Source organism: Armatimonadota bacterium, from assembly GCA_013314775.1.
In the GTDB taxonomy this organism is placed as follows: domain Bacteria; phylum Armatimonadota; class Zipacnadia; order Zipacnadales; family JABUFB01; genus JABUFB01.
Genome location: JABUFB010000022.1, coordinates 1 through 15133, shown reverse-complemented (window position 1 = coordinate 15133; position 15133 = coordinate 1). Strand labels below are relative to the sequence as shown.

Here is a 15133-nt window from a genome sequence, read left to right as displayed (position 1 = left end):
GGAGAGCAGCCATGCCCGAACCCAGAAATGCAGCAACCGTGACTATCGCCGACATCCCGGAATCTGAGCGCCAGCCGTGCGAGGTCTGGACGCGAGTCATGGGGTACTATCGGCCGGTCTCCTCCTGGAATCCGGGGAAGCGCAGCGAACAGGCCGAGCGCGTCCTGTTCCGCGAGACCCCGGCGTTCATCCAGGATCCCACCGGGCAGCTCAAGCTGGGCATCTGACAGCAGGCATTTGTTCCTGCGGAGCAGTGTCGTCTCCAGCACCCGGGTCGGATACAGGCACCGATCGCGCCCACGGCTGCACGACCCGGGTGCCGGTCCCCGGTTTCTGTATCACTTCAGCCGGATCACCGCCACGTCTTCCGCCGGAAGCATTACCCCGTCTCTTCCCCACTCTCCCGGCAACTCTGTGAGCCCAAGCGCTTCTAGATCCGCGGTCAACTTCGCTGTGCGCGGCTCCTGGCTGTCATTGAAGACTGTCAGATACAAGGGCCCGCCGGGCCTTCCGAACCGCTCCACGTAAACCTTCGGATCGTCGCTGCGAACATGAGTGACGGGCTCCCACCCTGCGGCGTTCAAAGCGCTGATGACCGGGATCCACTGTTTGAATAGCGGGCGGTCGCGGTTATACAGGTTCGGCCTTTGCCAATAAGGATCATCCGCTGCGTTGTGGCTGAAGAAGCTCGGGAAGATCCCGTACGCCGCGCACCGCTTGAAGTACAACTCCACCCACTCGGGTTTGAAGTCCTCATAGACCGTGTTCTGCAGAAGCAAGTATGGACGCTGGTAGCAGATAGCGCGCCGATAGCTCATCACCGGGTCAGGATTTGGACTGTACTTGCCGCCCGAAGCCCAGTTGGTCTCAATGCCCATCACATCGAGATGCGCTGCGGGCCACGGGAAGCGGATCGGCGTGGAGTTGGCGAACATCATCTTTCCCCGTTCCAGCATACGCCGCGAGACCTCACGCGAGAACTCAACCGTATTGAACACGCCGAGCTGACAGACGCGCCTTTCGGAGTCGTAGACCAGGGGGATGTCAGCCTGCGCGAAGTGCTTCCGCCGGTAGTTCAGATTGGTGGCGCCCATCTCGTAGGAGTCGATGTACGTGCCGTCGAGTTCGACTTTCATCTGGGTGGATGTCGCCACGGGTTCGAAGTCGGGCTGCCGCAGGAGGTTCTCGTCGCTGCCCTCCAGACCGAGGAAGGCGTCGTCGAACCAGACTGTGCCCTCATGGGGCGCGCGCAGGAGCAGATGATAGCTCACTGTGGTTACGGGCTTCGCGGGTCGAATGGTCTGCTCCAGAAGCTGCCAGTCACCTGTGCCGGTGGGCGCAGAAGCCACGAACCCCCAGCCGGGCGTGCCGTCGGAGTAAGTCAGATCGATGTACAGCGCATAGTTGTTGTCCGGTTCGCCAGAAACGTCCACGGCTTTCGTCCAGACGCGGGCAACCAGCGGGGCAGGCTCCTTCTGGCCCAATTGTACCGACTGGCTCGCGCCGGCGTTGGTCTGGCCGGCGGCCCGCACCAGACGGATTGCCGTGGAGCCGGCGCGGCCCTCGCCGGGCGCCGGTGCGAAACCCCGCTCCCAGGCGCGCCAGGCACTACGCTGCGAGGATGCATTACGGAAAGCTCCCTCGATGCTGCGCCATTCATGCTCAAACTGGGTGATGCTGCCTGGCGGATCGGACGGCACGTTGGGGCTGGGGTTCAGGATATACAGGGCGCCGTCGCACCAGGGCGCCTTGGTGATGCCGCCCTGCCATTCGCCGTTCTCGTCCTCGATCGCGGAGGTCAAGGTAGACTGGGATTGGAGCACCCCGCGCGCAGCCTGCTCTCTGATCAGCGCTTTTGCCCGCTCATCGGTGCGCTCCATCTCTTCCGGCATCGCGAGCCAATGGCTCATGGGCTCCACATAGACGAAACTGTAGATGCCATGCTCTTCGTCGAAGGCGGGGTTGGGCGCTCCCTCCTGGAACTGGAAGCCGAAGTCCTCAAAGCCCTCCACCGAGGAGATGTCGGTGAAGGGCATCCAGATGCCCTCTTTCGCGTTGCGCTTGGTGAAGCAGTCCGGGAACAGCCTGTAGTATGCGGCCAGAGCCGAGCGGAACCCCCAGGACGGCTGGTCGGGGGTGTATGCCACAAAGCTGAAGGTGGCGGAGGACGGGTACTTCGCGGTGTCAACGCTCAGGCCGAGGTCAACGGCTGCGTACAGCTCGCGCGAAGCGGCCTCGTACGCGAACCGATACAGGCGCGGCACATCCATGGGAGCGCCGATCGCAGCCGCTCGCTCGTCATTGGAGACGCAGGCAAGTGGATACCATGACGCCATTCCGTTGGACCCTGCGCCCACGGAAATCCAGTTTCGGTAGCTCACATTGGGCGCAATGGTCTGATGGCTGCGGGCGTCCTGATGCCAGTTCCAGCCTACCGCATCCAAGGGTTGGATGGCATAGACGGTGACGGCCCGATCCTGCCCTGTGGTGTCGCGGATCGTGCCGTCCACCCGCACACCGTTGTCGATGTCAGTGAAGCGGGCCTCAAGTTGCAGGCTCAGCTCGGGGATGTCACCCTTGGCCAGCGTGCCTGTGGCGTCGGCGGTGACGGTCATCGCGGGCGCTATGATCCCGGAATTAGCGGCGGCATCGCGTACCGCCAGTCCCAGACCGCGGATGAGCCTGTCGGCGGGAATGGGCACAGTGCGGCCAACGCCCACGCTGTCGAACTGGCTGGCACCTTCCGGCAGGGATAGCTCCCAGCACTTGAAGTCGTCGAACCACGCAGTCCCTTTGCGCAGGCGGAAGATCCCGTGGATGCTCACGTTCTTGATAGGTTTTGTGGGGACAACCGTGACTGTCCGCTTTTCCCAATCATGGGTGCCGGACCGGAAGGGTGCGATCTGGCCCCACAGCGGCGTCCCGTCCATATACTCCAGGTCGAGATACAGCGAGTAGTTGCCGTCGCGGCCCCCGGACACGCCTTCACATTTGCTCCAGCACTCGGCGACGATGGGCGTGGGACGGGTTTGGTTCAGGGTGAGGACATAGGTCATCCCCCGCACCTGATCCGCCGAATCCAGCACGCACCGCGCACTTGTGGGGGCGCTCCGGCTGACCTCCGCGTCCACCTCGTACCCGAGCTCCCACGCCTTCCAGCCGGCGAACTGTCCGTCTTCGACGATCCCCAGGTCGCCATTGTCGATAAGCTGGGCCTGCCGGGCACTCTCGTCTGAAATGGGTTGCTTGATCACGAGGCTCTGAGCATGGACCATAGCCACGGCGAGTAACGTCGCGGACAACATCACCGGCCAGAGAGCACGCATGGCGGGCCTCCTGTGGATCACTTCTGTCCGAGGTCTACATTGTGAGACATTTCGGCCTGGGAGACCAGAAGATATGTGGGGCGAAGGTTCATCGCCGCGCCGGGATCGGCCTGCGCGGCCCGCTCCGAGGCAAGCTTGGCAACCACGGCGGCTCGGGGTATCTGGAGAACGGACGGGGGGATGAAGAGTTCCTCACGAAGTGCATCGCGCAGGACTGTTCCGTGGCGTTCCAGTCCGTCACCCAGCGCGATCAGTGGTCTGGCATGGATGGTGAGTCGCCCGACCAGGGCCGAGATTGGGAGAACGCACGTGTCGAAGATCGGCTGCAGATGGCCGTCAGACAAGCCCGGGGCGAAAAGCGTGCAATAGACCTGGTCCGTCCGGGCATGCTGCAGGATGCAGATCGAGCGGTCGGAGATGCTGGCGACAGGCCAAGCGATGGCTTCGTGGGTGGGAATACCGACCAGCGGGATTCCCAGTGCATGCGCCAGGGCTTTTGCCGCGGCGATGCCCACGCGCAGTCCGGTGAAGGAGCCCGGGCCAAGGGAGACACCGATAGCCGTCAGGCCGGCGTCCGCAGCCACTGGGCAGCCAAGGACTTCCTGGATGTGGCTGGCGAGGGTCTGGCCCAGGGACATGCGGCTGGGGAAGAAGCTCTCTCGTTCCAGGTGGCCATCAACCAAGAGCGCGAGACTGCTGTGGTGAGCGGAAGTCTCGATACCGAGGACCTTCATGCCAACGCCTCCCGCAGTCTTTCGGCCGCAGAGTCGCCCAGAGCAGTCAGCGTGATCCGACGCCCGTCCTCCTCGTACTCGAGGTGAACCTCGATGCGATCTGGAGGCAGGGCGTCAGCCACACGCTCCGCCCACTCCACCGCGAAAACCGAATGCGACAGGATGTCTTCCAGGCCAAGGTCCTCCAGTTCAGCGCCCGAAGAGAGGCGGTACGCGTCGGCGTGGCAGAGACCAGGGTCTCCGCGATGCTCGCGGATGAGAATGAAAGTGGGGCTGGTGACCGCATCTCGAACGCCGATACCCCTGGCCAGCCCGCGCACGAAGCAGGTCTTGCCTGCACCGAGCTCACCGGTGAGCGCGATGACGTCACCCGCGCGCAGAACCGCGCCAAGCGCCGCGCCAATGCTTTCGGTCTCTTCGGTGGAGTTGGTCTCAAACTGATACCGGGTCATGGCGTGAGGGCGGCAATCCAGTGGAGACAGGCACCCAACCTGGCGGCGGGCGCCTGTCTCGGGTCAGACAACGAAGATGAATGTCCCTGTCGCACCGTGAACGCGGAAGGCGGATGACTGGGACGGTCGGCCCACGCCGACCTGCAGGTTGGGTTGCTTTCTATGGCAGCACAGCGCTGATGAGTTCCTCGACCTCAGCCTTGAACCGGTCAATGTATGCATTCACATAATCCACGGGCGACAGGCTCGCGTCGTTGATGAGCGGCGTCAGGTCCATGGCGAAGTTGAGCAGTTCGGCCACATCAACGCCGTGGGATTCGTGATAGGTCGCGTGTGCCCGGCGGCGCCCCAGGGTCGCGAGATCATAGCGCTTTCCGCCGCAGACCTGGGAGTCGAACACGCCGAGGAGCGAAGCCTGCAGGTTCTCATGGCTGGTGCAGTCCAGGACGACCTTGTCCTTGTCAATCATCCAGTCTAGGTCGCGCCAGACCTCGCAGCCAAGGACCTGTTTCGGACGGAGCTCGGCGGGGAGTAGGCGGCAGGCCTGGATGACCGTGATGGTCACGGCGACATGGGTCGGGTGCTTGTCGGCCAGATTGTGGGTGTAAATCACCTCGGGCTGGGCGATCTGGAGCAGGTCGCGAAGCTCCTCGGTGGGGTCCACGCAGGCCGGATCCTTCAGAGCCTTGCTTCCGTAGTGAAGGAGCGCCTGGAAGGAGTACTCGCCCACGTAGGCGGCCTTCTTCTGTTCCTTGGCGCGCACCTCGATCATCATCTCATCCGTGTACTCGCCGTAGAGATCAGCGCGGGGCGCGCCGGCACCGTTGGTCATGATGACGCCGCCGTACCACTTGCTGTCGCTCTGGAAGCATTCGATGATGCCCGCGTAGGACATGATCTCCAGGTCGTCCTGGTGCGCGGAAATGCCCATGTGCGTCGTCCGGCTGATCGCCTCGGGCTCCGGGGTTCCATCGGGAATGTACAGTTGTGCGCCGGGTGTTCGGAATTCCATCGTGACCATCCCTTCGGGTCTATTCATTGCCTGTCACGGAAGACGCCTGCCCGCGACGGGACAGGCGTCTAGTTCGCCGTGCTCGACGGTGGGACCTGCGTCTCGGGTGTCGCGCCTATCCGATCACCGGCAGGCTGGCTGCGGCGATCGCCTGCCCCACGCGGCGCAGCTTTTCGTTGGGCAGCATACACTCGATCTTCGTCGAGAGTTCCGGGAACTCCCTGGCCAGCACGTCCTGGGCCTTCTCAAGGATCAAGTCGCCCCCGGAACCAGTGGTGACGCGGCCGAGGATCAGCATCTTTTCGATCTCGTAGAAGTCCGCGTAATGGGCGATGGTGTAGCCGAACTGGATGCCGATCGATTCGTAGATCTCTGCGACGCCCGGCTTGCCTTCCTTCATCCACGCCTGCACGTCTTCCAGGCGCTCCGGCACCGACTTCTCGGCCTCAAACTCCAGGCCCGCGGCGGCGGCAAGACGCATAACCCCGGTCTGGCAGAAGTAGTTCACACCACACCCGATATCGCCCGACCACTCGTCCTGCGGGGCATTGGGGTTGAAGTCAACCGGCGCGAAAGCAAGCTCGTTCAGCCACCCCGTGATGTTGCCATCGGGCGTCACATAGCCCGCGGCCTCGCTTGAACCCATGGCGACGCCGAGAACTGCGTTGGCCTCCAGGGACATAGAGCCGGCAAGAGCTGTCACTTCGCCGTCATTGACCACGACGAGGGGCACGCCAAACTCCCGCCCGAGGTTCTCGAACAGAGGCTTGATGTGCGCGTTGAAATCGTCCTTCGGCACACCGCGGAACAGCGATGCAACCATAGCGCGGTTGTTGATGTAGACACCCGCAGCGCTGCCGCCGATTGCATCGAGACGGGGCAGGTGGTCCACCGCGCGCTGGATTGAATGCTTGATGCCCTCGTAATGATAGTGCCAGTCCGTCGCTGTCTTGGGATCCCACTTGACCTCTTCCGTGAAGACGTCTTTGCCGTCCACGACTGCGCTCGTCTTGCGGTCGCTGGCGCCAAGGTCGAAGCCAACGCGGCAGCCATCGAGATGCCGGCCAAGCGGCGCGGTTGTTTCGCTGGTTTCGGGGACGCTCTCGGCGTCAGTGATCTCCACCGTGAAGGGATGCTCGTAGACTGTCTCGCCCATGAACTCGTAGTCAAAGGCGCGCTCGCCCTGGGGTGAATAGACCTTGCGAATGTGTTCGCCGATCTCTGTCGGACCGCCGACGATGACCTTCCATCCGCCACGTTGCCAAAGCAAGAACTTCACCAGGCGCTCGGCATACGTCAGGTTGGCGGCGGCGAGAGGGGCATCGGGCGCGAAGGCGCGGGTGTCGAAGGTCGAGACGGAACCGTCGCCACGGACGAGAGCTATCCGCAGCGGCACGCCCTTTCCGGATTCATCAACAGCCTTCAGAAATGCCCGGTTACCGAGGACGGCGGGCTTGAATTCTGGGTCCAGTGGCGGAACCGAAGGCGGGGTCACAAGGAGCAGATCGTGTCGCATTTCGCGGACTTCCTTTCGGCGCAGAGACTCGCAAACTTGCTTCGCACAGAGCACGGAAACACTACAAGAAGGCGGGAGGGGAGTCAAGCAGGGGCAGGTGGATGGGGAATAGCGGATAGTGAATAGCGAATGGAGAACGCTAAGGTGCAGCAGCAGACGCGGCGGGTGCGACTGCTTCCGGCGAAGCCGAAGCAGTGCTCGCGCCGGAACACACCGCGGCGAGCGTGGTGTGGCACCCAGAAGCGCCATCATGACAGCCTGGTTGTTGTAGCCCCTACTCGTCCTGAAGGCTCGCCAGCAGGTCCGCGATGATGTCGGCCATACTGCGGGTCGGGCGCTCGTCGAGGGGCTTGGGAACGGGAAGCATATACTCTTCGGGTGATGCAGGCTCCCGCGACGGGATGAAGGTCAGGTCCTTCACCACCTCGCGGATTCGTGCCTGCAGGTCTGCGAAGACCTCCATAACGGTGCGGTTCGCATCGATGGTGACGAAACCGTACTCGTCAGTCATACGCTTGAAAACGCCCAGCAACGCGTCCTGGTGTCGCACAAAACAGTCGTATCGGCTGTCACCACGCAGGTAGTCTGAGCCCGACTCCCAGTAGTCAAAGCCGCCGGCGGCCAGGACACGGGGAATTAGAGCGCTGAGATCGGCCTGCAGATAGAGAATCAGGTCCGGGATCACTGCGAAGCCGTAGACGCGTCGCACCCATTTCGGGTCGTTGCCGCGCACGATGGCTCGAGCCATGAGCGAATAGATATAGCGATCGGTGAGGACCACGCAACCCGCCCGGAGGGCAGGAAGCATCTCGTTTTCCAGGCGGTCGGCGAAGTCCGTAGCATAGTACAGCGCCTGGGTGATCGGGTCGAGCGTATGCCCCTGCTTCGCGCGCTGGAGGTCCCGGCCGCACAGCACCGAACGACTCAGGCCCGTATCGTAGACCGCGACGCCCATGCTCTCAAGCCAGTTCTTGAGCATCTGGATCTGCGTAGAGCGGCCCACGCCATCGGTGCCCTCCAGCACGATGAGTTTCCCCGGCAGGGGCTCAGCGGGCATGGACGACATCGGGTGCCAGTAGCTCTGGGGCTTCATTCGGCTGCCTCCTTGGCTGCGCCGAGCCTGCGTCCGCGCAATCCCTCCGGCTGGCGAAGCACATCTTTCAGGTAGGGCCGGACGATCTCGCGAACCTGCTCTTGCTGTTCGGCGATGGGAAGCGTTGCGTCGATCACGTGCAGGCCGAACTCTTCGATCATCTTGTCGTATTCCCGCAGAATGCGTTCCTGGAACAGCCTGAAAGATTCATACGGATCATCGCTCAGGCCCAAGTCCAAGCCTGCCTCGTACCATTTCAGCTCCGGTCGTCCCACCAAGATTCTCTCCAGAGCCACATCCAGCGGCACGCGAAAATAGAATCCGACAGTGGGCTGGACTGCGAAGGAATACACCTCGCGCACCCATTCAGGGTGACAACCCCGGGCGACGTCACGCGCGAAGGCGGTGTATGCATAGCGGTCCGCGAGCACGACCGCACCGGCTTTCAGCGCAGGAAGAATGTTCTGCTCGTTCCGGTCGGCGAAATCTGTGGCATGGATCAGGCTGAATGTGGTAGGCGTAAGCAGATGCTTGCGCTTGCCCCGCCGCGTGGTTTCTTTGACCAGTGGCGAGGAGTTCCACTCGGAGAAGAAGGTGGAATATCGTTCGGACATGAGCCAGCGGTAGAGGAGGTAGATCTGGGTGCTCTTCCCGGACCCGTCAATGCCCTCCACCACGAAGAGCTTACCGGGCATGTCGCTGATGGACCTCACGGCTATCACCTTCAATCCAGCCTGAATGGCATCAAGGCGCTATTGTAGCGGAAACGGCAGCTGTCAACAAGCTAAGCGCGTTGTTGGGCGCGTTGCCCACAAGCAGGTGGATCCGCTCAAGCCCCAACCTCGTGTCCCTCCCCGACCCTACCGGAAACAGAAGGAGGCGCCGCCGTTGCGTCACAGCCGGCAGGTCCGGCGGCACGGGATCAGCCACAGCGACGCTAAAAGCTCCCGGACACCGGCTTGCGAGGATTATCCAAGAGTCCCTGAAACACAGCCAAGTCCACGGGGGCCGTTCCCCATCGCTCCACCCCACCCGTGGCTATAGGCTGCCCCCCGCTTCGCGGGCTGTGAGGCAGAAGGCCCACCAGCGAGATCTTAGCACGCTCCTGGCCGGCGGAACTCATACACAGCAGGAAAAGCGCCTGATCTCGGAAGGTGCAGACACTCTCAGGCACGCGATCAGATGACGGGCAGATGCCCGCGAGAAGAGTCCACCCGATGCTGCTTCCTTCAGCGCTCATGCAGTCCGCACGGGGCGGCCGCGGCGGCCATGCAGGAAAGTGCGGTACAGAAAACTGGTGGCGGTGTCGATGGCTCCCACTGGGCAGACTTCCTGGCAGCAGAAACACTCGATGCATTTGTCGCGGTCGATCTCCGCATGCCGGCGGATGATAATCGCGTCGCCGGGGCAGATCGCCGCGCAGGCGCCGCACCGGATACACTTGCCGGCGAGCACCTTGGGGCGTACCCAGAGGGAATTCTGGACGAGGCGCCCCATCCACCCCGGGAATCCCCGCCGGATTCCTCCGGGGGGCCTTTCGAACTCCTGCCGAAAAGGCGTCAGGTCAACATCGCCAACAGAGATGCCGGCCAGGTCAGCGCTCCCGTGGCCTCTGTCGGCAGCGGCCACGATGACCTGGATTTCGTCTGCGGTGATCCCGATGAGATGGGCCGCCACTGTATCGAGAGCAACCGCGTCCGCCGAGGCGAGGACCACACCGAGTTGGCGCGGTTTCCCATGGCTGGGGCCTTTGCCCTCCATGGCGGTGACCGCATCCATCAGATTGAAATCAGGGATGCAGGTGGAGAATGTGTCCGCGACGGCTTCGCCGAAGGCCACGAACTCCCCCAGCATGTGCAGGCGCACCCGGTCTCGCGGAGCCAACGCGCCAAACATATTCTTGACGGCTCCGGTGAACAGGGTCATCTGGTGGGTCTTGCATTTGGGCAGGTTGATGACCACATCGGCATCGAGAATCATCCGTGAGATGCGCAGCTGACTTACGCGCAGAGGTCTGTCGACAGAGACCTCCCGGTACCCGCCGTGCTTGAGCAGGCGTACCTCAACCGGCAGGCCTTCCAGGGCCTGAACGATCCCGGCATCTGAAAAGAGCCGACCAGGGTCATCCACGAGCGCGTAACCGGGCTCATCCGCAACCACCACTTCGCATCCGGCTTCGCAGCAGATCTCAGCCACAGCGCGCACCAAGGCGGGATGCGTGCAGACGGCGCTCTCAGGAGGACGTGCGTTGATCATGTTTGGCTTCAGCAGAACCCGAGCGCCGTCGCTGAGCCTTGAGGATGCGTCCGGCCAGCATTCGAAGCACTCACGCACGGCCCTGCGCACCGATGCAGGGTCGTAGCCGGAGCAAGGAGCGACACAGACGCGAGACATGGATCAACTCCACACAGGGCTAGCCTGCGGTGGCATTGAGCAGGCAGGGTTGCGGAATGCAGGAATGCAATTCTCAACAGCTTGTGCGCTCACCTCCCAAAGTCTCAGCCGCGGAGGTTTCCCCCATTTCCGGGCGAACAAAGCACAGATGAAGACGACGACTAGATCTCGACCGGGATGGTGATCCGCGATATGCCAGCGCCCCCAACCGCCGCCGATTTCACGCGCGTACTGCAGCCGTGGGCGAAATTCGCGCGTACATACTGGTGGGATGACCCTGCGCGACCCGACCTCGGCTGCTTTGGCTCCGGCTACGACAGCTGGGGGGTGCAGACCAACCAGAAGTTCATCGGGGCCTTCGGAGTGCTCGCGGCTGACCCAAACCTTGATGAAGCGGCAGCGGGAGTGTCCCGCGAGGAGATCCTCGACCGCTGCCTGAGAGCACTGCGGTTCTCGATTGAGAGCCATATCACTGGCAGCCACCACTGCACGGATGGCCGCAAATGGGGGCACACGTGGATCTCAGTGCTGGGCATCGAGCGCATGATGCACGGCGTGGAGGCCATCGAGCCCCATCTCACCCAGGCCGATCGCGACGGTCTGCGGCGGATGCTGGTCTCTGAAGCCGACGGCATCCTGAAGTTGCCTGTTCAGGGAACGCTGTGGGCATCGGAGGGTGGCAATAAGCCGGAGTCAAACATCTGGAATGGTGCCCTGCTCGCCCGGGTCTGCCGCATGTACCCGGATGAGCCGCGAATCCCGGAATGGGCCGAGAAGTCCACCCAGTTCCTGCTCAATGGTATCTCGGTTGTGTCAGACGCCCTCCAGGACCGCATCATCTCGGGCAAACCTTTGCGGGACTGGCACGTGGGGCCCAACTTCTTCCCGAACTATGCCCTTGACCACCATGGGTACCTGAATGTCGGGTACATGGTCATCTGCCTGAGCAATATCGCCATGTTCCACTTTGCCTGCAGGACCAACAGCTGGGACCCGCCTGAGGCACTCTACCACCACGCGGGAGACCTGTGGCGGCTGGTGAAGCGGCTGATCTTCGCCGACGGCAGGCTGTGCAGAATCGGTGGCGATACCCGCACGCGGTACTGCTACTGCCAGGACTACCTGCTTCCCGCGCTCCTGTGGTGCGCGGACTACCTGGGCGACGGGCACGCGCCCGAGCTGGAGGCAGGTGCACTCGAGCTGATCCGGACGGAACAGGCGGCGAGCGTGGAGCAGAGCTTCCTGAGCCCCCGCCTGGCGACGATCCGCGAAGATAGCCCCTACTATTACACCCGCCTTGAATCAGACAAAGCAGTGGTGCTATCGATGAATGCGTACTGGCGTCGGGTTCTGAACATTGCGCCTGCGCCATCCGCGGAGGCCTTTGAGGAGAGCGTCGCAGGAAGCTGGCAGGAACCCGCGCATGGGGCGATTCTGCACCGTTCGCTGCGGCGGATCGCATCCTGGAGTTGGAGAGCATCCGAACCGCCGCAGGGCCTGTGCCTTCCCCCGGACTCGGGCCATTACGCGGAGTGGTGTGCGAACATGGGCGGCCATGTGCGGCTGCTCGGGGACAGCGGCAAGCGGAGCGTGGAGGAGAACCGGCAGGCGCATTTCCCGGGTGGGTTCCTCACCAAGGGCACGATGGTCGACTGTGTGAAAGCGGTTCTGCCCGAAGGGTGGACTTCGCCCGAGAAAGCGCGGCATCAATACGCGGTGGCGGCGCTGCCGGATGACTGCACGATGGTGGTCATGGAATACTGTGTCCTCGGCATACGCACCTACCTGTCACAGGTCAAGGGGCTGAAGCTCAATGTGCCCAACGACCTTTTCAACGGCTTCCGGCGCAATTACCGGACGGCGACGGGGACCATTGAGACGAAGGGTGACGGGCGCGGGGTCATCCGCACCGGCTCACGTTGGATGAATCTCGATGGGCAGGTCGGGTGCATCGGGATCTACGGGGCCGAAGAAATGGCCGTCTACCAGGCCGGTCAACGACGAGCTTCCGGCTACGGCGACAGCCTGTACTATGAAGAGCTCTGCTTCCCGTGCCGGGCAGAGCCGCACGATGTGAGCCCGGGCGCGGTGGTACTCGACTGCGCCTCGGCGGTTGTTTCCGGAGCGGACGCGCAATATACGGCCGACCTTGCTGACGGTGTCCGTGCGGTCCAGTGCGAAGAACAGCTGGGACGCGCTTGTATCGTCCCCGGCGCAGATGGCAGGGAGTACCTGCTCGTCACTAGTTTCAGCGATGATGCGACGGTCACTCTCAAGGGCCTGCCTCGCACCGAACCGTGGACGGACCTGATCTCCGGGCGGCAACTGCCGGCGCCGGATGGCTGCATGACGGTGGAACTCTCAGACCTGGGGGCGGCGCTTCTAAGCACCCCCGCCCCATCCGAACAAAGCTGACTCACTTTGCGCAGACTCGTGGAGGATCAGAATGCTGAAAGCATTGGCGCACGCCTGCTTCACCGTCCGGGACCTGGATGCCGCAATCGATTTCTACGTGGAAAAGCTCGGGATGACGCGGGCCTTTGACTTCATCAACGACAAAGGCGAGCGGTACGGTGTCTACCTGCACGTGGCTGGCCGGAGTTTCATCGAACTGTTCACAGGGACCCACGATTCGTCGCAGGGCGGCTCCTATCGGCACATCTGCCTGGAGGTGGAGGATGTCGCCCAGGCGGTCGAGATGCTGCGCGAACGCGGCGTGGAGATCACAGACGCCAAGCTTGGCATGGACAATTCCTGGCAGGCATGGATTACCGATCCAGACGGTAACCGCCTGGAGTTGCACAGTTACACGGAGGAAAGCTGGCAGGCGCCGTCGCTGCGGTAGCCAGCGAGAACCACCGAGTCGCGAAAGCGGCCACCGTTCCAGGCGTCGGAACGGTGGCCGCTGTACTGCAGACACATTGCTCGCAACTACGGCAAGGCGGCACCGGGCATCATGCTCTGAATCGCCTGGGCCGCGAGCCACTTGGCGTGCCCGTCGGCGTACCCCAGGTTCGAGCCGCCGTTGTGTCGAGTGCACGAATCCACCCAGTTGGCGGTTTGGGAAGCATTGCAGGCATTGCCCGCGGGACGCTTGTCGACCCGGCTCCAGGCAAAGGAGAGACCATTACAGAGGTTCCCGTACCAGTGGGACGAGTCGCCGAAAGCCACGCACTCGGCAGGGGTGCGGATATCGCCGTCCTTACGGGCCCGCAGGTTGGCGTTGTATCCGTAGTTGAAATGGAACTGGTTTGTGGAATCGGCCGCGGCCACCGAGTCGCGGAGGCCGTCGGGGCAGACCAGGACGCCCCAGTTCTTCAGGTACGGTTCCAGCTGGAACCGCCACCAGCAGACGTTCGCAGCCTGACTGCCCAGGGGCTTGCCCGGCACCACGGAATCATAGAGCCACTGTTCATCGTAGTCCTGGTTGTACATGAGAAACGCGGTCATGACTTGCTTGGTGTTGGACAGACAACTCGCCTGACGTGCCTTGGCTCGTGCCCGGGCGAAGACCGGGAAAAGAATAGCCGCAAGGATCGCAATGATTGCAATGACAACGAGCAGTTCGATCAAGGTAAAGCCCTTCTGCTTCATGTGCCGGATCCCTTCCTTCGGGAAGCTGTTCTGCACCCCGGGTGCAGGTGTTTGAGACCGTCGATTCTGGAAAGCCAGGGACTTCTCGTCAAGTGTCGTTGTTGACGCTGCAGCGGCGTCAGAAGTTCTGCCCTGCGGAGCGAGAGGCAGCAAGAGACCGCCGACCAGGACAGACGTGCCGGCGGTCTCGGATCGTGCGGGAGGCCCGGGGCTTAGTTGAGCGGCATCTTCGCGACAATATCCTTGACGGCGGTCATGACCGGCATTGACTTGACGTGGCCGTCGGCATAGCCAACGTTCATCGGGCCGTTGCCGTCGCGGGTGTGCGGCGAGCCATACTTGTCGGCTTGGAGCGTACTGCGCGGCATGTTTGCGGCGCCGCCGGGCTCATACCAGCGCACTGCGTCCAAGTAAAGCGGGGTCTCGGCTGGTGAGTGCCGCAGGTCCTGCTCTGCATCGCCTTCGAGGCACCACGTCGGCCAGGCGCTGACCGTGCACAGAGTGCTCAGATAGGATGTGAAGTTCTGGGTATTGGGGTCAGCATTCGGGGTCATGGACGGGCAGGTCCAGATCTGGATGTTCTTGACGTAGGGCTCCAGGCGCTTGTGAACCCATCCGGCGCGGCACATGCCGGGCGCGGAGATGGGCAGCGTCTGCGTCTTGTTGTCGCACCAGCCCATCACGCCACAGGTGTTCCCCGGAATGCGCGCACCGAGGTTACCTGCGTCCGGGCCAGTCGTGACGATCGGATACCGGGAGTCGTAGTCCTGCTGGTACATGATTACGGACAGCATGATCTGCTTGAGGTTCGACTGGCAGCTTGCCTGTCGCGCCTTCTCGCGCGCACGGGCGAAGACGGGAAAGAGGATAGCGGCGAGGATCGCGATGATCTAATCGCTGAAAAAGTTGGGAGGTCTTGCGTGTTCATAGGGGAATCGTGGGTGTGAGGTGATGGCGTTGCAGCACAAAGACCTTCCCCGCACCCCTTCGCTGTATGACGACGTGATAGGGT

13 protein-coding genes are annotated in these 15133 nt (G+C 62.7%); 3 read left to right on the top strand and 10 right to left on the bottom strand.

Annotation, left to right across the window (positions count from 1 at the left end; all coding sequences use genetic code 11):
- Nucleotides 1–11: 11 nt before the first annotated feature.
- Nucleotides 12–227: a hypothetical protein gene (locus tag HPY44_21365; protein NSW58569.1), complete on the top strand. Its 216-nt coding sequence runs from the start codon at nucleotides 12–14 to the stop codon at nucleotides 225–227.
- Nucleotides 228–338: 111 nt separating this feature from the next.
- Here the strand turns inward: HPY44_21365 and HPY44_21360 are convergent, their stop codons facing one another.
- The 8 genes from HPY44_21360 to HPY44_21325 form a co-directional block, all read right to left on the bottom strand.
- Nucleotides 339–3326, bottom strand: a complete 2988-nt coding sequence (locus tag HPY44_21360; protein NSW58568.1) for a hypothetical protein — start codon at nucleotides 3324–3326, stop codon at nucleotides 339–341.
- A 17-nt stretch (nucleotides 3327–3343) separates the two neighbouring features.
- The gene (gene tsaB, locus HPY44_21355; GenBank protein ID NSW58567.1) at nucleotides 3344–4060 is read right to left on the bottom strand and encodes a tRNA (adenosine(37)-N6)-threonylcarbamoyltransferase complex dimerization subunit type 1 TsaB; all 717 of its coding nucleotides are present in this window, start codon (nucleotides 4058–4060) and stop codon (nucleotides 3344–3346) included.
- A complete protein-coding gene (gene tsaE, locus HPY44_21350; protein NSW58566.1) occupies nucleotides 4057–4512 on the bottom strand; it encodes a tRNA (adenosine(37)-N6)-threonylcarbamoyltransferase complex ATPase subunit type 1 TsaE in 456 nt (151 codons plus the stop codon). The genes tsaB and tsaE overlap by 4 nt, the downstream gene beginning before the upstream one ends.
- Before the next feature lie 160 nt (nucleotides 4513–4672).
- On the bottom strand, nucleotides 4673–5524 hold the full coding sequence (locus HPY44_21345; GenBank protein ID NSW58565.1) for a PIG-L family deacetylase: 852 nt from the start codon (nucleotides 5522–5524) through the stop codon (nucleotides 4673–4675).
- Between the two features lie 115 nt (nucleotides 5525–5639).
- Nucleotides 5640–7040: an ROK family protein gene (locus tag HPY44_21340; protein NSW58564.1), complete on the bottom strand. Its 1401-nt coding sequence runs from the start codon at nucleotides 7038–7040 to the stop codon at nucleotides 5640–5642.
- Nucleotides 7041–7314: 274 nt separating this feature from the next.
- Nucleotides 7315–8133, bottom strand: a complete 819-nt coding sequence (locus HPY44_21335) for a thymidylate kinase (protein NSW58563.1) — start codon at nucleotides 8131–8133, stop codon at nucleotides 7315–7317.
- Nucleotides 8130–8828 carry a thymidylate kinase gene (locus tag HPY44_21330; protein ID NSW58562.1) on the bottom strand — a complete coding sequence of 233 codons (699 nt, stop codon included), beginning with the start codon at nucleotides 8826–8828 and terminating at the stop codon, nucleotides 8130–8132. The genes HPY44_21335 and HPY44_21330 overlap by 4 nt, the downstream gene beginning before the upstream one ends.
- Nucleotides 8829–9369: 541 nt before the next feature.
- A complete protein-coding gene (locus tag HPY44_21325; protein NSW58561.1) occupies nucleotides 9370–10527 on the bottom strand; it encodes a DUF362 domain-containing protein in 1158 nt (385 codons plus the stop codon).
- Between the two features lie 192 nt (nucleotides 10528–10719).
- Here HPY44_21325 and HPY44_21320 point away from each other — a divergent pair, with 192 nt between their 5' ends.
- The gene (locus HPY44_21320) at nucleotides 10720–12942 is read left to right on the top strand and encodes a hypothetical protein (GenBank protein NSW58560.1); all 2223 of its coding nucleotides are present in this window, start codon (nucleotides 10720–10722) and stop codon (nucleotides 12940–12942) included.
- A 31-nt stretch (nucleotides 12943–12973) separates the two neighbouring features.
- Nucleotides 12974–13372, top strand: a complete 399-nt coding sequence (locus HPY44_21315; protein ID NSW58559.1) for a VOC family protein — start codon at nucleotides 12974–12976, stop codon at nucleotides 13370–13372.
- A gap of 86 nt (nucleotides 13373–13458) precedes the next feature.
- On the opposite strand, the gene HPY44_21310 is transcribed toward HPY44_21315, so the two are convergent.
- Nucleotides 13459–14121: a prepilin-type N-terminal cleavage/methylation domain-containing protein gene (locus tag HPY44_21310; GenBank protein NSW58558.1), complete on the bottom strand. Its 663-nt coding sequence runs from the start codon at nucleotides 14119–14121 to the stop codon at nucleotides 13459–13461.
- 212 nt (nucleotides 14122–14333) lie between these two features.
- Nucleotides 14334–15011 carry a DUF1559 domain-containing protein gene (locus HPY44_21305; GenBank protein NSW58557.1) on the bottom strand — a complete coding sequence of 226 codons (678 nt, stop codon included), beginning with the start codon at nucleotides 15009–15011 and terminating at the stop codon, nucleotides 14334–14336.
- Nucleotides 15012–15133: the final 122 nt, after the last annotated feature.